The following is a 21,280-nucleotide window of genomic DNA, read 5'->3' as shown; positions in this document are numbered from 1 at the left end:
AAGATCTGCCGGCCGCCCAAGATCCGGTCCGCCGACGGCTTTTCGCACCTATGCTGCCCGGCATGTCCGACTTCGCACCGTCCCTCGCCCCCGAGCTGGCGGACGTCCCCTCCGCCCAAGGTGCACTACCCGGCCCGGCCGACCTTGCCGGACGGCCGTACGCGCTGCCGGTGGACATCCTCGGCGAACTGCACGGGCCGATCTTCTATGCCGACTACAGCGGTTTCCGCAAGCTCTACGTGTGCTCGCCGGAGTTGGTCGAGGAACTTTGCGACGAGGCGCGGTTCGCCAAGAATCTGACGCCTTCGCTGGCCAGGGTGCGCCCGCTGGCCGGTGACGGATTGTTCACCGCGTTCTACGGCGAGCCGAATTGGCAGAAGGCACACGATGTTCTGCTGCCGGGCTTCAGCTATGCCGGGCTGCGCAACTATCACGGCGCGATGCTCGATATCAACTGCCGGATGATCGAGCGCTGGGATGCCCAGGCCGGCCGACAACCCGTGGACGTCTCGGGTGATCTGCAGAAGCTGGCCATGGACACCGTCGCGCTGGCCGGCTTCGGCGCCCGGTTCGAGTCCTATGATTACGACGGTCTGGCACCCATCCCGCAGAGCTTCACCGACGCCCTCGGCGAACTCGGAAAGGGCGAGACGACAGCGCGATTCGAGGCTGAACGGGCGACACTGACGGCGTACTTCGACGAACTCATCGCCGGGCATCGCGCGGGCCGCGACGAGGGTGCCGACGATCTGCTGTATCTGATGCTCGGCGATCCGGGGCTGGACGAGCCGAACATCCGCAACCAGATCATGACGTTCCTGATCGCCGGTCAGCTGACCACATCGGAGTTGATGCCCAACACCCTCTACAACTTGGTGCATCATCCCGCGGTGCTGGCCCGGGTACGGGCCGAGGCCGACGGCGTCTTCGGCACCGATGACGACCGGCTGCCCGGCTATGACGACATCGGCAAGTTCACCTTCCTGCGGCAGGTCATCAACGAAACGTTGCGACTGTCCCCGCCGGTACTCAGCTTCGACCGGATGGCGTTGGCGGACACGGTGTTCGGTGGCGCCTACCCCATCAAGCGGGGCGAGGCGGTCACGGTGCTGACCGGGGCCCTGCACCGGGATCCGGCGTGGGGCGACAACGTCGAATTGTTCGATCCGGACCGGTTCGAGCCGGAAAGTGCGGCCGCACGCTCGACGGCGTTGTTCAAGCCCTTCGGCACCGGTGCGCGGTCGTGTATCGGCCGGCAGTTCGCGCTGCACGAGGCGACGATGGCGATCGCCCGGATCGTGCACCGCTACCGGCTTCTCGACACCGAGCATTACGTATTGCGCTGGGATGGGCCGCTGAGCCGCCGCCCGGCCGGCTTCCGCCTGGGCCTGCAACGGCGCACCCCCGCCGATCGGGTGAGCGCCACCCCAACCGCGGTCATCGCCGACCAGACACCGGCCGCGCCGGTGCGCGCCCTGAAGCCCGGCACCACCTTGGCCGTCCTGCACGGGTCGAATCTGGGCACCTGCCGGGCGCTGGCCAAGCAACTGGCCGAGGAGGCCGGCGATATCGGCTGTGCCGCAACGGTAAGCCCGCTCGACGACGCCGCAGGCGGCCTCCCGGAGGTCGACGCGCTGCTGATCGTGGCGTCGTCCTACAACGGGCAGCCGACCGATGACGCGCGCGAATTCCTGTCCTGGCTCACCGGTCCGGATGCAACCCTGGGCGGGAACCCGTTGTTCGCGGTGCTCGGCGTCGGCGACCACAACTGGGCGGACACCTATCAAGCGGTGCCGAAGCGGATCGACGAACGGCTCACCGCATTGGGCGGTACCCGTCTGGTTCCGCTCGCGGCGGCCGACACCTCCGGCGACCTGACCGGAACGCTGGAAGAGTTCTCCACGGCACTGTGGTCGGCGTTGTCGCAGCGGTTCGGTGATCCCGACGCGGTCGCGGTGACCGATGCCGAGGAGCCGCTCTACGATCTGCGGCTCATCGTCGGCCCGCTCACCGCCGCCATCGACGGCCGGTTCGCTGTGGCACCGATGACGGTGCTGGAGAACACCGAACTGGTCAGCGATCAGAACGCGCTGGGGCAGGCAAAACACTTCGTCCGCATCGCCCTGCCCGACGGCGTCGAATATCACACCGGGGACCATCTGACCGTCCTGGCGGACAATCCGCCCGAGTTGGTCGACATGGTGCTCGAACAACTCGGGATCGATCCCGCGCTGCGGTTGTCGATCAACCCACGGCGCACGTCGCGGCGGCTCATCGCGCTCGACCGCGAGGTCAGCGTGCGGGAGCTGCTGACCCATTTCGTCGAATTGCGCAAACCCGCGACCCGCAGTCAGCTGCGCCGGCTTGCGGCAGTGAACCCGTGCGCCCCCGAGCGGCAGCGGCTCGAAACGCTGGCCGAGTCGGCCGAACCGTGTGCGCTCAGCCCCATCGAATGCCTGCTCGAATTCCCCGCGTGCGCGGTCACCGGAGCGGACCTGCTCGAGCTGCTGGAGCCGATGACGCCGCGGCACTATTCCATCGCCTCGTCCTCGCTGCTGTCCCCGAAGGTCGTCGCCCTGGTGGTCAGCGTGCTCGATGCGCCGGCCCGATCCGGGCGGGGACTGTTCAAGGGCGTGGCGTCGAACCATCTGGCCGCACTGGGCCCAGGAGCGCACATCCGCGCCAGGGTCGACCAGGCCCGACAAGCGTTCCGGGCCGGTGCCGATCCGGCGAAGAACGTCATCCTGGTGAGCGCCGGGACCGGTGTCGCGCCGTTCCGCGGCTTTCTCGGTGACCGGCTCGCGGCTCGTCAGAACGGCGCCCCGTACGCGCCGGCGCTGTGCTTCTTCGGTGTCCGCGACCCCGATGTCGACTACATCTTCCGCGACCAGTTCGACCTCGCCGAAGATCTCGGGATCGTCCGGATGCGGCCGGCCTTCTCCAGGGCACCGCAGAACGGCGTCCGCTACGTCCAGGACCGGATCACCGCGGACGCCGATGACGTGTGGGCGCTGCTGGGTGACCCGGCCAAGGACACGCACGTGTACGTCTGCGGTGACGGAGCCCGGATGGCGCCGTCGGTGCGGCAGGCATTCCTCGACATCTACCGGACCCGGACCGGCGCCGACGAGAATCAGGCCCGCGACTGGCTCATCGGCCTGGTCGAGTCGGACCGCTACGTCGAGGACGTCTGGGCGGGCTGACGCGGGCGGGGGGCGGCAGCAGGACCGGTGAGAAGGTGTGCCAGCACCGGGGTCAGCCAGTCGATCAGCTCGGCGTCGGCCATGTCCACCAGCGGCGGCGTGCCGAGAATGTAGCGCGACACCGCGACACCGAGTAACTGCGCGCCGACGAGCGCGGCGCGTTCGGCCGGCCGGTCGGGCACCACGGCGGCCAGCGCGGGTGCGACCTGCGCCGCGAACACGCCGAGCAAGGTGTCGGCGGCCTCTCGGTTGGTGGCAGCGGCACGCAGCAGCGGCAAGAAAGTCCCTTCCGGCCCCCAGACGTCGACGAACAGGGGGATGAGCAGACTCGCGATCTGCCCCGGGGCAACCCCGGATAGGTCGGGGAAGGCGATCTCCAACTGGGACGCCGCGGCGAACAGGCCGGCCTTGCTACCGAAGTAGTGCATGACCAGGGCCGGGTCGACGCCGGCCGCGGTGGCGACCGAGCGGATGGTGGTGCGCTCGAACCCCTGCTCACCGAATTGCGTCTGTGCGGTTGCCAGGATCGCGGCCCGAGTGGCTGCACCGTCGCGGGGTTTCGTCGCCATGCCGGACAGCGTATTCAACAAGTGTTGACATGGGCAATAGGTGGGCCTAGCGTCGGATTCAACAACTGTTGAACTCAACGCACGGAGGAGTCGCTGCCATGACCGTCACCGCCATCCAGATCGGGCTCGACCCGGACGTCATCGACGTGAGCTCGCCCGATTTCGCCCGGTTCCCGGGGCTGACGCGCGAGAAGCTGCGCGCCGCCAACGACGACAATGTCGCGGGCCTGCGGGCCGCGGGCTATCGGGTGGACAACTGCCTCATCCCCTTCGGCGACGCCGGCGCGGCCAAGGCCCGACAATGGCTGGAGTCCGCCCGCTACGACGCGGTGCTCATCGGCGCGGGCGTGCGCCTGGTCGCCGGCAACACCCTGCTCTTCGAATCGATCGTCAACGCCGCACACGTCAGCCAGCCCGGCTGCCGGTTCGTCTTCAACTCCGACGCCGTCGCCACCCCGGACGACATCCGCCGCTGGTACCCGAACCCGGAAGCGGTGACCCGATGACGACGAATACCACCGACGTGATCGTGGTCGGCGCCGGCCCCACCGGGCTGACCGCCGCCGGTGATCTGGCGCGGGCGGGCCGCGCTGTCACCGTGCTCGAACGCCGGCCCTCGGTCAATCCGTCCAGCCGCGCATTCGCCACCATGGCCCGCACGCTGGAGCTGCTCGACGCGCGCGGCCTGACCGACGACCTGCTGGCCCACGCGCACCGTACGCCCGGAGTGACGGTCTTCGGCGGTGCCCGCATCGACCTCACCCACCTCGATTCGGCCTATCCGTTCGCGATGATCACGCCGCAGACCGATGTCGATGCGGCCCTTGCCCGGTACGCCGTCGAACAGGGCGCCGACATCCGGCGCGGAGTCGAGATCACCGCACTGGCCCAGGACACCGACGGTGTCACGGTTACCGCACGGTCGCGGGCCGACGGCAGCCTCACCACCTGGCGCGCCCGTTATCTGGTCGGGGCAGACGGCGCACACAGCACGGTGCGCACCCTGGTCGGCGCCGACTTCCCGGGCAAGACGATCCTGTCCTCGGTCGTGCTGGCCGACGTGAAACTCGCGCACGGGCCGGACGGTGACGGTCTCACGCTGCGCAGCACCCGGGACGTGTTCGCGTTCCTGGCTCCCTACGGGCGCGGCGACACCGACGGCGCCTGGTATCGGACCATGGTGTGGGACCGCGCGCACCAGGTACCCGACAGCACACCGGTGCACGCCGATGAGATCACCGACATCCTGGCCCGGGTCATGGACGTCGACCCCGGCGTCCGGGAGATCGGCTGCCATTCCCGATTCCATTGCGACGAAAGGCAGGTCACGCAGTACCGGCACGGCCGGGTGTTCCTGGCCGGCGATGCCGCGCACGTGCACTCCCCCATGGGTGGGCAAGGCATGAACACCGGCATCCAGGACGCGGCGAACCTGGCGTGGAAACTCGACGCCGTCCTCGGCGGCGCGCCCGACGCCGTGCTGGACACCTACCACAGCGAACGGCACCCGATCGGCAAGCGGGTGCTGCGGCAGTCCGGACTGGTGGCACGCGGGGTGACCCTGCGTCCGCGGGTCGCCCGCGGCCTGCGCAATGTCGTTGCGCCGCGGCTGCTTCGGACACCCGCCGTGCGAGACGCGGTGGCGGGCAGCTTCTCCGGGGTCGGGCTGCGGTACGGACGCGGGCCGGTGGGCGTCCGCGCCGTGCAGATCCCGCTGACTGAGAGCCGACTCACCGTCGTGCAGCGCACTCCCGGTTTCGTTCTGGTGCGCGAGCACGGGGCGACGCCCGTCGACGCACCCGGCCTGCTCCAGGCCGAACGCGCCGACGACGGCCCGGCGGTGCTGGTGCGGCCCGATGGCTACGTCGCCTGGACCGGACCGTCGTCCGACCGGACCGGCTGGCAGGCCTGCCTGGCCTGGTGGAGTGCTCCGAGTTCGGCGGTCAGACCTGGCTGACGCCGCCGTCTGCGGTCGACGTGGGCCCGGTGGTGAACGAGAACAGATCCCGGTCCTGCCGTAGCGCACCATCACCTGACGTCATCTGGTACGAAAGAGGCGACCTCTACGCAATCAGGAGAGTGCCAGCACGTGCCCGCCCCAACCTCGGTGACGGACGCGTCCCCGCCCCAGCACAAGCGCACCGGTATCCCGAAATGGATCCGGACCTTCGCCATCCCGGTCATCATCGGCTGGATCGCCCTGGTCGCCGTGCTCAGCGTGACGGTGCCGCCGCTGGAGGTGGTCGGGCAGATGCGCTCGGTGTCGATGAGCGCGCAGACGGCGCCGTCGGTGATCGCGATGAAGCGTGTGGGTCAGGTCTTCGACGAGTTCAAATCCGACAGCGCGGTGATGATCGTGCTGGAAGGCCAGAACAAGCTGGGCCCCGACGCGCATCACTTCTACAACGCCATGGTCGATCGGCTGGAGGCCGACACCAAGCACGTCGAACACGTGCAGGACTTCTGGGGCGATCCGCTCACCGAAGCCGGGGCGCAAAGCCCGGACGGTAAAGCGGCCTACGTGCAGGTCTATCTCGCCGGCAACATGGGCGAGTCACTCGCCAACGAATCAGTGGAGGCGGCCAAGAAGCTGGTCGAGGCGGTACCGCCGCCGCCCGGGGTCAAGGTGTTCGTCACCGGGCCGTCGGCGCTGGCCGCCGATCAACAGATCGCCGGTGACCGCAGCGTCCGGATGATCGAGATGGTCACCTTCGTCGTGATCATCACCATGCTGCTGCTGGTGTACCGCTCCATCGCCACGGTGCTCATCGTGCTGCTGATGGTGGTGTTGGAGCTGTCGGCGGCCCGGGGCGTGGTGGCCTTCCTCGGCTACCACGAGCTGATCGGGCTCTCGACCTTCGCGACCCAACTGCTGGTCACGCTGGCGATCGCGGCCTCCACCGACTACGCCATCTTCCTCATCGGCCGGTATCAGGAGGCCCGAACCCTCGGCGAGGACAGGGAAGCGGCCTACTACACGATGTTCCACGGCACCGCGCATGTGGTGCTGGCGTCGGGCATGACCATCGCCGGGGCGATGCTGTGCCTGCATTTCACGAAGCTGCCGTACTTCCAGACGCTGGGTATCCCGATGGCGGTCGGCATGATGGTGGCCGTCGTCGCGGCGCTGACCCTCGGGCCGGCGGTGATCACGGTGGCCAGCCGGTTCCGCAAGCTGTTGGAACCCCGGCGCGCCATGCGTATTCGTGGCTGGCGCAAGATCGGGGCGATGGTCGTGCGCTGGCCCGGCCCGGTGCTGATGGCCACGGTCGCCCTGTCGCTGGTCGGTCTGCTCACGCTGCCCGGCTACCGCACCAACTACAACGACCGCAATTACCTGCCGGCCGATCTGCCCGCCAACCAGGGCTACGCCGCGGCCGAACGGCACTTCTCGGTGGCCCGGATGAACCCGGAGCTGCTGCTCATCGAGTCCGATCACGACCTGCGCAATTCGGCGGACTTCCTGGTGATCGACAAGGTCGCCAAGGCCATATTCCGTGTCCCCGGGATCGGCAGCGTGCAGGCCATCACCCGCCCGGACGGCAAGCCGCTGAAGTTCAGCACCATCCCGGCTCAGATGAGCATGGGCGGGACGGCTCAGCAGATGAACGAGAAGTACATGGAAGACATGTTCGCCACGATGCTCAAGCAGGCCGGCGACATGGACACCACCATCGGCACGATGAACCGGATGATCGAGCTGATGACCCAGATGAGCGCGACGACGCACAGCATGGTCGGCAAGACCTCCGAGATGGCCGTCGACATCGCCGAACTGCGGGACCACATCGCCGATTTCGACGATTTCCTGCGCCCGATCCGCAACTATCTGTACTGGGAACCGCACTGCTACGACATCCCGGTGTGCTTTTCCATGCGTTCGGTGTTCGACGCGCTGGACGGTATCGACACGACCACCGACCAGTTCCAGAACCTGCTGCCCGATTTGCACCGCATCGACGAGTTGATGCCGCAGATGCTGGCCACCCTGCCGGCGCAGATCTCCACCATGCAGTCCTCGCGGGACATGATGCTGCGGATGTACCAGACCCAGAAGGGCATTCAGGACCAGACCAACGAGATGCAGGCGAACCAGTCCGCGATGGGCGACGCCTTCAACAATTCCAAGAATGACGACACGTTCTACCTGCCGCCGGATACCTTCAACAACGCCGACTTCAAGCGGGGCATGAAGAACTTCATCTCCCCCGACGGAAAATCGGTGCGGTTCATCATCTCTCACGACGGCGACCCGCTGACCGCCGACGGCATCAAACTGATCGACGACATCAAGGCGGCGGCCAAGGAAGCCGTGAAGGGCACCCCGCTGGAGGGTTCCAGGATCTATCTCGGTGGCATCGCCGCGGCCTTCAAGGACATGCAGGAAGGCAACAACTACGACCTGATGATCGCCGGCATCGCCGCGCTGACGCTGATCTTCGTGATCATGCTGATCATCACCCGCAGCCTCATCGCGGCCGCGGTCATCGTCGGCACCGTCGTGGTGTCGCTGGGCACGTCATTCGGGTTGTCGATCCTGTTGTGGCAGCACATTATCGGCATCGAGCTGCATTTCATGGTGATGGCGATGACGGTGATCGTGCTGCTGGCCGTCGGCGCGGACTACAACCTGCTGTTGGTGGCCCGCATGAAAGAGGAACTGCACGGGGGTATCAAGACCGGGATCATCCGGGCGATGGGCGGCAGCGGTTCGGTGGTCACCGCGGCCGGGTTGGTGTTCGCGTTCACCATGATGTCGATGGTGGCCAGTGAGATGACCGTGGTGGCGCAGGTCGGCTCGACGATCGGTTTGGGTCTGTTGTTCGACACGCTGGTGATCCGGTCGTTCATGACACCGTCCATCGCGGCGTTGATGGGCAAATGGTTCTGGTGGCCACAGGTGATCCGGCAGCGTCCGGCGCGGAGCCTGCCCAGCTGGAAGACCCGCCCGGCCACGGAGAACACCTCGGTCTGACTATCCTGACGTTGTCGTCAAAACCGAGCGGCGAACGCCGTCACGCCCCACAATCGTCACTACCAACACGCGTGCAGACGGGGCTGCCGGAGAAGGAGATGGTCATGAGTGCACGTACCACCTCAGCACTGCTTGCGACGGCGTTCGCCGCCGCCGCAGCACTGTTTCCCCTGATCAGCGCCCCCACCGCCGGTGCCGACGTGTGCGCCGGCGCCGACGGCAGACACTTCGCCGCGGGCGGCTGCACCGATATCGCGGGCGATGTCGCGACCGGCGCGGCCATCGCCGCCGCACATGTCCCCTACGTCCCCGGCGAGGTGCCGTGTTACACCGTCGAAGGGGTGCCGTATTTCACCCCGCCCGGGGATCCGTGCTGACGAAGAACGCATCGAGCACGCGGCGCCGCCCGGCCGCCACCGCCGTCTTCCGTGACGCGGTGTTCAACCGGTCGATGGTCCCGATCAACCACTGACCGGGATCCCGGCCGGGCTCGGCGGCCCAGGCGGCCTGCCCGGCGGTGGCGAATCCGTGACCGCGGTGCGCCACGCACACCACTTCTTCGTTGATGACATCCCCGGTGATCCAATCGATCTGCCCGGGCGCCACCGCCAGTAAGCCGACCATCCCGTGTGCGGTGTGCAGGGCACGCAGTTGATCCAGCGCATCCCACTGCCGGAGATCGGCCGCGCTCGCGGGTGAGATATTGCGCGCCAGCGCCGGATCGTCGACGCCGAGGCGCGCATATCGTTGCGCCACCATGCGTTCGGCGTCCTCGACACGGTCGAAGCGTCGCAACCGAACCTCGGCGCCGGCCGCCCGGATATCCCGGTAGCGGGCGGCGAAGACACTTTCGTCGAGCAGCACACCTGCGCCCGCGATCCGTCCCGGTGCCGCCCGGACGCGCAGAAACGGCGGAGCGAACATCGCCCACTCGCGACGCACGCAGGCACGTAAGGCGTCCAGATCGTCGAAGTCGTGGGCCAGGATTTCCACGAACGGGCGGGTGATGTCGCGCCCGTAGAAGCGAATCCCGCCAAGCAGTTTCCCGGCGGAGGAACGGATGCGACGGTGCAGATAATCCGACATACGCACTCCGGGCAGGTCGATGTGATCGGCAAATTCCCGCGCGAAGCTCATATCGCTGGTGCGGTCCACCTGTTCGGCGAACCAACGATCCACCATCGCCGGTCCGCGCGGTCCGTAGAGGGCGTCGGCCAGCGCGAGTTCGTCGCGTAGCGAGGACCACTCGGCGGCAAGGGACATCGGCAACAAGTAAAGCCGACCCCCAACGCACGCTTCAACCGAGTTTCCGTCGCCCCTTGGCGCACATCACCTGCGGGCGGTGTCGGTCTTTGTGGCCCCCATCCAGTGGGAACCCGCCCGACTGTGATTGCATCCGACTCGGCCGCCGCACCTTTCCCAGTGGCCGCGCCCCGGCGCCGGGCTGCGGCCGGGTCTCGTTTCGACGCATTCGCCGCGGGTATGCCGAGTCCGACCCGACTAGGAGGATCTATGGATGCGTTGACTTTCCTTCGCGCCGAGCACAAGAGTGTGCTCGGCATGCTCGACGTACTCGACGGCGCCCCGCGCGGCGACGGTGCCACCGAGAGCGGTTTGGAAACCATGGTGACGAATCTGATCATCGCCGAATCGCAGCATGAGGCCATCGAGGAGCAGCTGTTCTGGCCGGCTGTGCGCAAGGCACTGGACGACGGCGACGCATTGGCCGAGCACGCCGTGCAGCAGGAGGCGGCAGCCAAGCACCTGTTGCAACGCTTGGAGGACGGCTTCCCCGGCGAACCCGACTATCACGACGCGCTGGGCGAATTCGTCAAGGCCGCCCGCGAACACATCCAGTATGAGCAGGACGTGGTGTGGCCGCGGCTCTCGGCAGCGGTCGATCAGGCCGAACTGGTCAGGCTGGGTGAACGGCTGGAGGCCGCGAAGAAGGTGGCACCCACCCGCCCGCACCCCGATACACCGTCGGACGCCGCGACCCAGAAGACCATGGGGACGGCCGCCGCCGTCGTCGACCATGTCCGGGATGCGTTCAGCGGACGCGACGAGAAGAACCCGCCGGACCCGGCGCCGCAGTAGACCCCCGACAACAATGGGGCCGGTAATGTGCCGGCCCCATTGTTGTGTCAGGTGGTCGTCACGTCATGGCGGTGTGCTGCTCATGTGTGAAGGGTTTCTCGCTGTTCACCGCGGGCCCACCGTCGGGGTTGAGCTCCTCACCCTTGTTTTCCCGGGCGGAGGTTCCGAGCCAATCGTCCGCCGGTGACTTGATGTACTTCCATTTCATGCCCTCGGGCCACGGGCCCTGCCCCTGGTTCCAGGGACCGCGCACATCGCCGTCGCCGTTGGACATGTTGAACGCCACGTTCTGGAAGCGGTCATCACCGGCCAGCGTCCCCGGCGGGAAATTCACCGGAAGCTCGTTGAGCGCCGCCGTGAACTGTTGGTAGTGCGCCACCTCCCTGGTCATCAGGAACGTCAGGGTGTCCTGGACGCCGGGATCGTCGGTGAACTGCTTGAGGTATTCGTAGACGATCTTGGCCCGTGATTCGGCCGCCAGATTGCTGCGCAAGTCCACCGACGGGTCACCGTTGGAGTTGACGTAGGAACCCGACCAAGGCACCCCCGCGGAGTTGCTCACATCCGGTCCGCCACCGGTCAACGCGAAGTACAACGGGTTGACCGCTACTTGGTGAATGGCCTGCTCCCTGCCGTCGGCGCTCGCCACGGCCGGCATCCAGTCACACCGCTCGTTGGCCAGCTTGAGGTCGTCGTTGAGACCGTCGAGAAGCATGGTGATCATCGAGCCGACCATTTCCAGGTGGCTCAACTCCTCGGTGGCGATATCCATGAACAGGTCGTACATCTTGGGGTTCTTCTGACGCAGCACGAAGGCCTGGGTGAAGTACTGCATGGCGGCCTTCAACTCGCCGTTCGCCCCGCCGAACTGCTCCTGCAGAATCGTGGCGAACCTGGGGTCCGGTGCGCTCACCCGGACGTCGAACTGCAGGTCTTTGTTGTGCACGAACATGAGGCTCCTTGGGCTGAGCAGGGATGTGTCCGGCCCGCATACCCCTGCCACCAGCGGCCAAACTCGTTCAGAACCGGGCGATGAACTTCAGTGCGGTGTCCGCGACCTCCCGCCAACCGCTGTCGATGGTCAACGAATGCCCGCGGCCGGGGATCTCGACGATCTCGGTGGCGTTCGGGTTCTTCTTGTGCAGCTTGTAGGTGGCGTTGGCGATCGCCCACGGGACGGTGTGGTCGAGTTCGCCCGAGATGATCAGCAGCGGGCCACGTTCGACGTTCTTGGTGTCCACCTTCGTCTCGGACGCGGGATTGAAATTGGCGACGGCGGCCTGGAACAGCGGCTTGCCCGCGCCGGCCACCGAGTACCGGTCGTAGAGCCGGCTCGCCTCGTCCTCGGAGACCGCGTTACCGAACGCGTAGCGGAACTGCTTGGGCGTCAACGCGATCGACCGCCCGTAGTTCAGCGGGTTGCCGAGCACCGGGAACGAGGACCGCAGTGCCGCCAACGGGAGCGGCAGCACCCCACGGAACGGTGCCGGATCGATGGCGACGGCGACCTTGGCCAGGCCCAGGCCAGCGAGTTGTTGGGTGATCAGGCCGCCGAACGAGTGCCCGACGATGATCGGCTTGCGGTCGAGCGCGCGGATGACGTCGGCATGGTGCTCGGTGATGGCGGCCACCCCCTTCCCGGCGAAGACCGACGGGTCGCGGCGGGCGGCGGCGGTGTCGGCCGGGTCGTCGGGCCAGCCCGGCGCCAGGGTCGCGAAGCCGTTCTCCTCGAACAACGTGCGCCAGGCGTCCCAGCTGTCCGGCAGCAGCCACAGCCCGTGAACGAAGACGACGGGTTGGGCGCCGGAGCGGTTGGCCGCGTCGATCTCGGCTTGTTCGCGTGCGGTGATGGTGGTCATGTCTACTCCTCCGATAGAAAGAACGATCGTTCTTCCGCTGTAACCGGCGTGGCCCCCGGTCTGTTCCCGTGTAGCAGAACGAACGTTCTGGCCAGCGGTATCGTCGTGGTCATGGCAACCACCGCGCCGGCGTCGACACCCCGGGAACGGCTGCTGAGCACCGCCACCGACCTCTTCTATCGCGAGGGCATCCACTCCGTCGGCGTCGACCGCATCCTGGCCGAGGCCGGCGTCACCCGCGCCACCATGTACCGGCACTTCAAAGGCAAGGAAGACCTGGTCGAGGCATATCTGGCCGGGGAGGACGAGATCATTCGCGGCTACTTCACCGCCGCGGAGGCCACCGCCGGACCCCATGCCGACCTGCTCGAACTCGTCATCGACGGGATCGCCGAGGACATCACGCGCTACCACACCCGCGGCTGTCCGTTCATCAACGCCGCCGCCGAGTACCCCGACCCGGACAGTCGCATCCGCCGGCTCATCACCGAGCATCGCCGCTGGTTTCGGGCCGCTCTGGAACAGGCCGCGGCCGGGCGCGCCAACGCCCCCGAGATCGCGGCCTCGCTCGCGCTGCTGCGCGACGCGGCACTGGTGGGCGGCTACCTCGACGGGGTCGCGTACGCCAAACCCGCCTTCGTACGCGCCGCCCGGGAGGCCGCCGGCCTACCTGCCGACTCCGAGCACGGCGGGGTGTAACCGTCCGCCATCGCGGGTACGCAATCGTATGCGTGAGCCGTCGATTTTCCCGGAGCGGAGGTACCCGCCCGGCACGCGCCAACCACCGGTGGTGCGGCTGTGGGTGGCATTCGTGGTCACCGTGGCGTTCGTCGTAGCGCTGGGCATCGTGGTTCTGTCCTGATGGTGGCGGCCATACTGGTCGGGTGACGGTCGCCGCGAGCATCATCCCGTGGGTCATCGTTGCCGCCGCGATGGCCGGGCTGATCACCATGACCGTGCTGTTCATCGTGACGCGCCGCCGGCTGACCGGCACCCGACAAGAGCTGGAGCGGCTGCGGCGCGAGCAACCGCGCCGACGACGGCCCCGCGGCCTTGCCCCCATGGCTATCAAGACGGTCTGGCAGACCGCGGACTCCCTGATCAGCAAGGGCGTGCGGGCAACCGTGCGCAACTCGATCGAAGATCTCGCCGGATGGGCCCAGGTGGAGCGGCCCGATCTGGCCCGCCTCACCGCCGACGGTCAGGTGGTGATCGTCTTCTCCGACATCGAAGGATCCACCGAACGCAACGACGCACTGGGTGACCGCGAATGGGTGAAACTCCTTGAGCGGCACAACAAACTGTTCTACAAGCAGGTCGAAAAGCATGGCGGTCACGTCGTCAAGACCCAGGGTGACGGTTTCATGATCGCGTTCGCCGCCGCCGACGCGGCGGTCCGGTGCAGCCTCGACGTCCAGCGGGCGTTGCGCGCCGCCCCCGAGCGCTGGGACGACATCCGGGTGCGCATGGGCATCCACATGGGGACATCGGTGCGCCGCGGTGACGATCTGTTCGGCCGCAACGTCGCCGTGGCGGCACGGGTGGCAGGGCTTGCCGCCGGCGGCGAGGTGCTGATCAGCGAACCGGTGCACGAAGCCGTACAGGGTCTGCCGGGCATCGGGTTCGGGCCGCCGCGCGACGTGGAACTGAAGGGCTTGCAGGGCAGGCACACGGTGTACCCGGTGACCATCGAAGAGGCACCGGCGGCACTGCCGGCCGCTACCGGGTAACGGCCGGCACGGCCCACTCAATGGGTGGGATCGTTGGGCCCCAGGTCCTTTGATCAGTTCACACCGCCGCGTCGGACCAACCCTGCGGCAGACCGGTCACCTTGGCGGTCTCCCCCTCCGCTTCCACGCAGACGGTGACGTCGCCGACGGTCAGATCCGTCAGGGCCACCCGGCCCCAACCCGCGGGCAGGAGCGGTGACACCGTGAGCCGGCGCCTCGGCGCGTCGACCTCCAGTCCCAGGAAGCTGCGGATCAGCAACAGCGGCGCCGCGCTGGCCCAGGCCTGCGGCGAGCACGAGGTGGGATACGGGACGGGAACGTCGAACTGTGCACGGGGAAAGCCACAGTACAGTTCGGGCAGCCGGCCACCGAAAGCAACTGCGGCGTCGATGATTCCGGAGGCCAGCCGCTCGGCCAGATCGACCGCGCCCGGCAGGTGACGGCACCGCAGCAGGCCGGCCACCGCGATGGCGGTGTCGTGCGGCCAGACCGAACCATTGTGATAACTCATGGGATTGAACGCACCCATCGCGTCGGCCAGCGTGCGCAAGCCGAACCCGCTGTCCATCGACGGATCCGCCAAGCGCTCGATGAGCGCGGCCGCGTGGTGGTCGTCGACGATGCCGGTCCACAGGCAATGGCCCACATTGCTGGTCAACGCGTCCACCGGCCGCTTGTCGCGGTCGATCGCCACGGCAAGCCAGCCGCGATCCGCGAGCCAGAACCGCTCGGCGAATCTCGTTCGCAGCGCATCGGCTTCGGCGGTCAACCGCTCAGCGTGGGCCTGGTCACCGAAGTGTCGGGCGAGCTCCGCCCGGGCCAGCAACGCCGCATAGTGATAACCCTGAACTTCGCACAAGGCCAGGGGTGGATCGGCGATACGCCCGGCCGCATCGTTGATTCCGTCGAAGCTGTCCTTCCAGCCTTGGTTGATCAAGCCACGGTCGGTGGCGCGCTGGTATTCGATGAAGCCGTCACCGTCGCGGTCACCGTAATCGCGGGCCCACCGCAGCGCCGCGTCGGCGGCCGGCAGCAGGGCGCGCACGGTGTCCTCGTCGGCGCCCCAGCGCCACGCCTCGGCCAGCAGCATGACGAACAGCAGCGTGGCGTCGATCGAGCCGTAATAGACACTGCCGCCAAGGATGTCGGCGTTGTCCGGACCGCGGCGCACCTCGTGCATAATGCGGCCCGGTTCTTCTTCGGTGATCGGATCGACCCTGCGCCCCTGGGTGGCCGCCAACTGCTGCAGGGTGCCCAGCGACAACGTGACATCCAACGGCAGGGCCATCCACGCGGTGAGCAGGCTGTCCCGGCCAAACAGGGTCATGAACCATGGCGCGCCGGCGGCGACGAACGATCGGCTCGAGCCATCCGCGCGCATCAGCAACGCACCCAAGTCGCTCTCGGTCTGCTGCAGGACCGCCCGCAACGCCGGATTGTCGGTCTCGATGGTGGTCGCACTGTTGCGCCAATGCTCGATCTTGCGGCCGGGGCCACTGCGGTCAGCTCGCTGACCCCGCTGAAAGCGAGTGCTCAGCTTTTGATTTCCCCACGTCGGCTGGGCAACGATCTCGCTCTGCCACCGCTCGCCGGGACCGATGACCACGCGCCAGGTCAGCGATCCCGGCGCCAAGATCGGATCACCGGTGGCGCTGATACTGACCCCACGCACATACTCGCCACGCTCGCGCAGGATCAACTCGCCGTCGACCACCGACAGGTCGGCACCGCTCGAGGCGGGCCGCCCCTCCTTGACGGCGAACAGGTCGGCGAAGTCGCCGTCGGCGTGCAGCACCAGGGTCACGACGGTCGATTCCCGATCGAGGTTGTGCACGGTGATCGTCTCGCGCATACCGTCGGCGACCAGCCGCTCACGGGTGAGCAACAGGGTGCTGTCGGCACGGCCGGCGTGCGGTGCCCGCCGCGAGATGAACTGTCCGGTAAAGGCTTCCGCCGTCTGGGCCGCCAGCGGTTCGGGGGTGGCCCCGTCGAGGCGCAACTCCCACCGCGACAAGATGCGGGCGTCGCGGAAGAACAGCCCGTGCGACCGCCCGGGGGTGATGTCGCCGTGACGATCCGACAAGCAGAAGGTACCGCCCTCGACCAACGTCACCGTGTCGCCGCCGATGGCGTCGGCGGGCTGGCCCGCGTTCAGGACACCGGGCGTCATGCGCGCACCCGCGATCGCACCACGGCATCGAGGCGCCGCGGCGATTCGGGGACCAGTCGACGGCGCCGCCAGCGCGGCACCGAGCGCCGGGTGCGGCGGCGGCCGCTGACCTGGTAGTAGATGTCCTCGTACCCCGCACCGAATTGCGAGACGGTGAAGTGGGAGGCCACATGTCGCCGGCACGCCGCCGGGTCCAGTGCCTGTGCCGCATCGATGGCCGGGGCAAGTTCACCCGGATGGTCGCAGATGATGCCCGTGACGCCGTCGTCGATCACCTCGGGCACCGCGCCGCCCCGCAGCGCGACCACCGGAGTGCCGCAGGCCATCGCCTCGATCATCACCATGCCGAAGGGCTCTTCCCATTGGACCGGGAACAGCACGCAGCGGGCGTTGGCCAGCAGTCGGCGCTTGCTGACGGCGTCGGCTTCGCCGAAGACGGTGTCGGTCTCGCGCAGCAGCGGTGCGACCTGTTCTTCGAAGTAGGCTTTCTCGGCCGGTTCGTCGCACTTGCCCGCCAGCACCAGTGGGATGCCCGCTTGGTGGGCGGCTTCGACGGCCAGGTGCGCGCCCTTGTACGGGGCGTACCGCCCGAGGAACAACGCGTAGTCCTGCTTCTCCTGCTGAAAGGGCCAGTCCTCGACGCGCAGCGAGTTGTGCACGCGACCAACCCAATTGAGATCCGGCGCAAGCTCACGCTGGCGGTCGCTGATGGCGATCAACCCGGCATCCTTCTTCAGGTGCCGGTAGAACGGCAGCAGGTCGTCATCCAGCGGTCCGTGTACGGTGACCACCGTCGGCAAGCCCAGTGCCCCATACAGCCACGCGTTGAGCGGACCGGCCATGGTGTGGTCGTGGACGATGTCGACCCCTTCGTCCACCGCCAGCTTCATCACCGCGTCGCGCACCTTCAAGGCGTGCATCACCTCCGGGTAGGGCTGCCCCAGCCGTTCGGGGATCGTCTTGTCCCACACCGGAAGAAAGTCGGCAGACGTGCCGCTGCCGTCGCCGGCACCGATCACGGTGACGTGGTGCCCCCGGGATGTGAGCGCGTCGGCCAGCTCGGCAACCACCGCCTCGGTGCCGCCATAGGCCTTCGGGGGGATGTCGAAATACGGAGGCGCGATCATCGCGATGCGCAGGGGGTCGATCACGGTGTTGTCCCTGACCAAGTCGGAGCCGCTCACGTAACTTCTCTCCTTCCGCGTCACCAGTAAGCATTAGCACTCTTAACCGACGAGTGCCAATTTAGCGGCGACCGGAACGGGTGTGCAAGCCAAACACGTTGCGACAGTGAACACTCGACATCAGGGCCGGCGACGCTCCGTTTCGTTGGGGGGCCGCACAGACCCTTGCCCCCTACTGCGGGGCGTGCTATATAGGACCTATCCCAGACGACATAGATCGTCGGACATGCGGTTATCAGCTCTTCGGAACCATCGTGGAGGTGACCATGACGCAGCAATCCATCTCATGCGGCGCTATCGCTGGTGTCGCCAGACGGTCTGTCCGTACCTGAACGGCCGATCTTCCGGCGGCATAGACCCTCATCCCATTCGTTGTGCGCCAGGCCCGTAACACCCGGGCCCACACGCCGCCGGACACGTCGGCACCCCGGGTACCTGGTGGCGCATCTGGCCCAGGCGCCCGGCCGGGTCTCCCCCGCACCGTGCGGGTGGTGTCGATCAAGGGAACAGGAAAGGAGGCATAGCAGAGGACGACCCATAGCCATAGCAGCTCGACCCGCCCCCGGACCGTCAACGTCAGCGGGGCGGGCGTCTGCGATGTTCGGTGACGCCGATCGGGTAACGCATTCGACAACAAGGAGACAGCCATGGTGACGACTCTGCCGCTCGACGCAGAACCAGCCGACGTCGCCGAGCAGGCGATGCCGGTGATCGACGACGACTTCGACTACGGCGCCGCCACTTTCCCGCTCCCGATGGAAGTGGACCCGGCCGACTACTGGCACCAGCGCGATGTCGTGGTGTTGCCCGACGACGAGTACCCGATGTATGCGGAGTTGGAGGACATCGCGTAGGGGCCGGGCGGCAGCGGAGAGGGTTCGGGCAGCGCAATTCTGCTGTGACCACCAGATGGTCTTCCGCAGCGCTCGACCTTGGCCATCTGCGTTCACCACTCATCAAAGTGTAAGACGATAGGCTCCAGCAGTTCGATGAACGGCCGCTCCGATGCGCCGCACATATCTATCTGCACAAGGGAGCGACGGCGTGACGATGACAGGGCAGCCCATTTCAGACGGCGAAATCGCCCAGCGGTGGCGCGCGTGGACCCCAGAGCAGGTAGCGCAACGACTCGCTGGCGTTGCGGCGCCATGGTGCGTGACCGCCGGCTGGGCCTTGCACTTATTCACCGATGCTGCTTCCCGCGACCACGACGACATCGAAATCGCCGTACCAGCCCGACGATTCCGCGACATCATGGATGCCTTGCCGGAGTTTCAATGGGATGTCGTCGGGGACGGACGGATCTGGCCATTCCCCGAAGAACACGCCAATCACTTTCAAACCTGGCTGCGCGAACCCACCACCGGCATCTACCGCCTCGATGTCTTCCGCGAACCGAGCTCCGACAGTCAGTGGGTATGTCGACGCGACGCACGAATCAGACTGCCGTACAACGAACTTATCCGCCATACAGATGCCGGCATTCCGTACGTCATCCCAGAGGTGGCTCTGCTTTTCAAAGCAAAGCACTCGCGTCGGAAGGACCAGCTCGATTTCGACAAAGTCCTACCGAGACTGGGTCACGCCCGAAGGGACCGTCTCGCCAATTGGTTAACGCACCTCCATCCGGGGCATCCGTGGATCGACAGACTCACAACTGGCAGCCACTAGGTGCGGGATGTAACAGGCGTCTCCATCACAGCTGCACTCACCCGTGGCCCACGGCATCCGTTCTGTTCAGCTGCTGCGCTGCAGCAGGAGGTAACAGCGTCGGCTTGGATACTCGACACCCGACGTGGGTAGCCGGTCCGTTCGGGCGATCAGCGAGAACCCCGCGGCGGTCACCTGCCTAACAACCTCCTCGGGGTCAAGGAAGTACCCGTCGAGTTCGACGTGATGTCCGAACCACTCAGTGATGTGGTTCACCTGTCCGATTGCGAAGTCTGGGCTGTCCACGTGGAATGCGAGCAGCAACCAGCCACCTGGCTGAATCACTCTGGCGAATTCCCGAAATGCCGTAAGCCTTTCATGCGGAGCCAGGTGGATGATCGAGTAAAGCGAAACAGCCCCAGTCCAAGCTCCGTCGGCCTCGGTAAGTCGCAGCATCGATCCCACGCTGAACCTCACCCCAGGGGCACGCTCGTGGGCGATTGCGATCATTGCAGGCGACAGGTCCACGCCGACAACATCGGCGTGGAGTTCTGCCAGGAAGCGTGTCACGTGCCCCGGGCCGCAACCCACATCGGCGATCATTCCGCTGCCCGCCAACTCCACGAACGCCCGTAACAGAGCTCGGTCCAACGGCTTACTCGCCAACTCGCCGCCAAGCTGCCTGTCGTATTCGCGTGCCACGGTGTCGTACGTCACCCGGACTTGAGCAGACAGGTCATCGCTACCATCGCTCACACCGGCTCCACCACCCATCGCTGCAACGTTAGTGGGCAGCCCTACATTGGACTTGCCGATCTTGGTTCACGCCTTGGCGTTCTGCGGCTCGGTGCTCCAAACTCGATACCTCTAGATGATCGGGAGATGATCGGCACGTGGTGAGCTACGACGTCATCGGTGCAACCTACGCGAAGACGCGGCGGCCGGACCCGCGGATAGCGCGGGCGATCCAGGCTGCCCTTGGTGACGCGAAAGGCGTTGTGAATGTGGGTGCCGGAGCGGGGTCCTACGAGCCGCCAAACACGGTGGTGGCTGTCGAGCCAAGTGCTGTAATGATCGGGCAGCGGCGTGCAGGCGCTGCGCCGGTGGTACGCGCGGTGGCAGAGGCTCTGCCTCTGCGCGACAAGTCCGTCGATGCGGCGCTGGCGGTGCTGACGGTTCATCACTGGACCGACGTCGCGACAGGTGTTTGGGAAATGCGGCGGGTGGCACGCCGCCGCATCGTCTTCTTTACCTGGCGCCCCGAGGTGATCGCCCAGTTCTGGTTGTTACGGGAGTACCTGCCGGCGGCAGCTGCCGCGGATGCTCAGGTCGCCGTGCCGCTCGAAGCTCTCGCTGCCGCAGTTCCCGAGTCTGAACCCCGAATTGTGTCAGTGCCGGTTCCTCACGATTGCATCGACGGGTTCGGCGCCGCCTACTGGCGACGCCCGGCGGCGTATCTGGATCCTCAAGTCCGCGCGGGCATATCGATGCTGGCAAAGACTGATCCGGCAGCGCTGGCACCTGGTCTTGGTCGGCTTAGGGAGGATCTCGATGCTGGTCGATGGCATCAGTCCCATGCAGAGCTACTGCAGCTCGATGCTCTTGACGTTGGCTATTGCACTGTGACGATCGATCTGTAACGGGGTCGTGGAAGCTGGCCGGCCGGTGCGGGAACCATGTCAGCCTCCTCCACGGCGGAAACAGAGGGCTGGCCACCTGACTGATCGACAACCCGTCTGAGTCGCCCCGGTGTGTCCGGATGCTTCCCTTTTTGGGAAGGATGGGGTCATGTCAGGTGGTTCGTCGAGGAGGTACCCGCCGGAGCTGCGTGAGCGGGCGGTGC

General features: G+C 66.8%; 19 protein-coding genes. 12 read left to right on the top strand and 7 right to left on the bottom strand.

Annotation, left to right across the window (positions count from 1 at the left end; all coding sequences use genetic code 11):
• Positions 1 to 62: 62 nt before the first annotated feature.
• Positions 63 to 3,203 (top strand): bifunctional cytochrome P450/NADPH--P450 reductase, encoded by a 3,141-nt coding sequence (locus AWB94_RS09125; protein ID WP_062658045.1) that lies wholly within the window; start codon positions 63 to 65, stop codon positions 3,201 to 3,203.
• On the opposite strand, the gene AWB94_RS09120 is transcribed toward AWB94_RS09125, so the two are convergent.
• Positions 3,176 to 3,772, bottom strand: a complete 597-nt coding sequence (locus tag AWB94_RS09120; RefSeq protein WP_062658024.1) for a TetR/AcrR family transcriptional regulator — start codon at positions 3,770 to 3,772, stop codon at positions 3,176 to 3,178. The two genes, AWB94_RS09125 and AWB94_RS09120, sit on opposite strands and share 28 nt — an antisense overlap.
• Before the next feature lie 98 nt (positions 3,773 to 3,870).
• Between AWB94_RS09120 and AWB94_RS09115 the strand changes: the two genes are divergently transcribed.
• The 4 genes from AWB94_RS09115 to AWB94_RS09100 all read left to right on the top strand — a co-directional run bounded on the left by AWB94_RS09115 (position 3,871) and on the right by AWB94_RS09100 (position 9,124).
• On the top strand, positions 3,871 to 4,278 hold the full coding sequence (locus AWB94_RS09115) for a hypothetical protein (protein ID WP_062658025.1): 408 nt from the start codon (positions 3,871 to 3,873) through the stop codon (positions 4,276 to 4,278).
• Positions 4,275 to 5,729 (top strand): FAD-dependent oxidoreductase, encoded by a 1,455-nt coding sequence (locus tag AWB94_RS09110; RefSeq protein WP_062658026.1) that lies wholly within the window; start codon positions 4,275 to 4,277, stop codon positions 5,727 to 5,729. Before AWB94_RS09115 ends, AWB94_RS09110 begins: the two co-directional genes overlap by 4 nt.
• Before the next feature lie 132 nt (positions 5,730 to 5,861).
• Entirely contained in the window at positions 5,862 to 8,747 is a 2,886-nt protein-coding gene (locus tag AWB94_RS09105) for an MMPL/RND family transporter (RefSeq protein ID WP_062658027.1), read from the top strand.
• 104 nt (positions 8,748 to 8,851) lie between these two features.
• Positions 8,852 to 9,124 carry a hypothetical protein gene (locus tag AWB94_RS09100; protein ID WP_062658046.1) on the top strand — a complete coding sequence of 91 codons (273 nt, stop codon included), beginning with the start codon at positions 8,852 to 8,854 and terminating at the stop codon, positions 9,122 to 9,124.
• On the opposite strand, the gene AWB94_RS09095 is transcribed toward AWB94_RS09100, so the two are convergent.
• Positions 9,099 to 10,010 (bottom strand): hypothetical protein, encoded by a 912-nt coding sequence (locus AWB94_RS09095; protein WP_062658028.1) that lies wholly within the window; start codon positions 10,008 to 10,010, stop codon positions 9,099 to 9,101. The genes AWB94_RS09100 and AWB94_RS09095 overlap by 26 nt on opposite strands.
• 249 nt (positions 10,011 to 10,259) lie before the next feature.
• On the opposite strand from AWB94_RS09095, the gene AWB94_RS09090 reads away from it, so the two are divergent.
• Positions 10,260 to 10,844 (top strand): hemerythrin domain-containing protein, encoded by a 585-nt coding sequence (locus AWB94_RS09090; protein WP_062658029.1) that lies wholly within the window; start codon positions 10,260 to 10,262, stop codon positions 10,842 to 10,844.
• A 58-nt stretch (positions 10,845 to 10,902) separates the two neighbouring features.
• On the opposite strand, the gene AWB94_RS09085 is transcribed toward AWB94_RS09090, so the two are convergent.
• Together AWB94_RS09085 and AWB94_RS09080 are read right to left on the bottom strand one after the other, a co-directional pair.
• On the bottom strand, positions 10,903 to 11,796 hold the full coding sequence (locus tag AWB94_RS09085; RefSeq protein ID WP_062658030.1) for a manganese catalase family protein: 894 nt from the start codon (positions 11,794 to 11,796) through the stop codon (positions 10,903 to 10,905).
• Between the two features lie 67 nt (positions 11,797 to 11,863).
• Complete coding sequence (locus tag AWB94_RS09080) at positions 11,864 to 12,703, bottom strand: alpha/beta hydrolase (RefSeq protein ID WP_062658031.1); 840 nt, start codon at positions 12,701 to 12,703, stop codon at positions 11,864 to 11,866.
• A 111-nt stretch (positions 12,704 to 12,814) separates the two neighbouring features.
• On the opposite strand from AWB94_RS09080, the gene AWB94_RS09075 reads away from it, so the two are divergent.
• The 3 genes from AWB94_RS09075 to AWB94_RS09070 all read left to right on the top strand — a co-directional run bounded on the left by AWB94_RS09075 (position 12,815) and on the right by AWB94_RS09070 (position 14,433).
• On the top strand, positions 12,815 to 13,402 hold the full coding sequence (locus tag AWB94_RS09075; protein ID WP_062658047.1) for a TetR/AcrR family transcriptional regulator: 588 nt from the start codon (positions 12,815 to 12,817) through the stop codon (positions 13,400 to 13,402).
• A gap of 28 nt (positions 13,403 to 13,430) precedes the next feature.
• Positions 13,431 to 13,565, top strand: coding sequence for a hypothetical protein (locus AWB94_RS36085; protein ID WP_264022778.1), 135 nt, complete (start codon positions 13,431 to 13,433; stop codon positions 13,563 to 13,565).
• A 70-nt stretch (positions 13,566 to 13,635) separates the two neighbouring features.
• A complete protein-coding gene (locus AWB94_RS09070) occupies positions 13,636 to 14,433 on the top strand; it encodes an adenylate/guanylate cyclase domain-containing protein (protein WP_062658048.1) in 798 nt (265 codons plus the stop codon).
• Positions 14,434 to 14,491: 58 nt separating this feature from the next.
• On the opposite strand, the gene AWB94_RS09065 is transcribed toward AWB94_RS09070, so the two are convergent.
• Positions 14,492 to 16,603 (bottom strand): amylo-alpha-1,6-glucosidase, encoded by a 2,112-nt coding sequence (locus AWB94_RS09065; RefSeq protein WP_062658032.1) that lies wholly within the window; start codon positions 16,601 to 16,603, stop codon positions 14,492 to 14,494.
• Positions 16,600 to 17,730: a glycosyltransferase family 4 protein gene (locus AWB94_RS09060; protein ID WP_109762406.1), complete on the bottom strand. Its 1,131-nt coding sequence runs from the start codon at positions 17,728 to 17,730 to the stop codon at positions 16,600 to 16,602. Before AWB94_RS09060 ends, AWB94_RS09065 begins: the two co-directional genes overlap by 4 nt.
• Positions 17,731 to 18,434: 704 nt before the next feature.
• On the opposite strand from AWB94_RS09060, the gene AWB94_RS09055 reads away from it, so the two are divergent.
• Complete coding sequence (locus AWB94_RS09055; RefSeq protein ID WP_062658034.1) at positions 18,435 to 18,641, top strand: hypothetical protein; 207 nt, start codon at positions 18,435 to 18,437, stop codon at positions 18,639 to 18,641.
• Positions 18,642 to 18,837: 196 nt separating this feature from the next.
• A complete protein-coding gene (locus AWB94_RS09050; protein WP_084395310.1) occupies positions 18,838 to 19,458 on the top strand; it encodes a nucleotidyltransferase domain-containing protein in 621 nt (206 codons plus the stop codon).
• A 66-nt stretch (positions 19,459 to 19,524) separates the two neighbouring features.
• Here the strand turns inward: AWB94_RS09050 and AWB94_RS09045 are convergent, their stop codons facing one another.
• Positions 19,525 to 20,193 carry a class I SAM-dependent DNA methyltransferase gene (locus tag AWB94_RS09045; RefSeq protein ID WP_165605355.1) on the bottom strand — a complete coding sequence of 223 codons (669 nt, stop codon included), beginning with the start codon at positions 20,191 to 20,193 and terminating at the stop codon, positions 19,525 to 19,527.
• Between the two features lie 137 nt (positions 20,194 to 20,330).
• On the opposite strand from AWB94_RS09045, the gene AWB94_RS09040 reads away from it, so the two are divergent.
• Positions 20,331 to 21,077 carry a class I SAM-dependent methyltransferase gene (locus AWB94_RS09040; protein ID WP_062658036.1) on the top strand — a complete coding sequence of 249 codons (747 nt, stop codon included), beginning with the start codon at positions 20,331 to 20,333 and terminating at the stop codon, positions 21,075 to 21,077.
• The last annotated feature ends 203 nt before the right edge of the window (positions 21,078 to 21,280 follow it).

This window comes from Mycolicibacterium canariasense (genome assembly GCF_002101555.1).
GTDB lineage: Bacteria > Actinomycetota > Actinomycetes > Mycobacteriales > Mycobacteriaceae > Mycobacterium > Mycobacterium canariasense.
The sequence above is the reverse complement of the archived record's forward strand: the minus strand, read 5'-3'. Positions and strand labels throughout refer to the sequence as shown.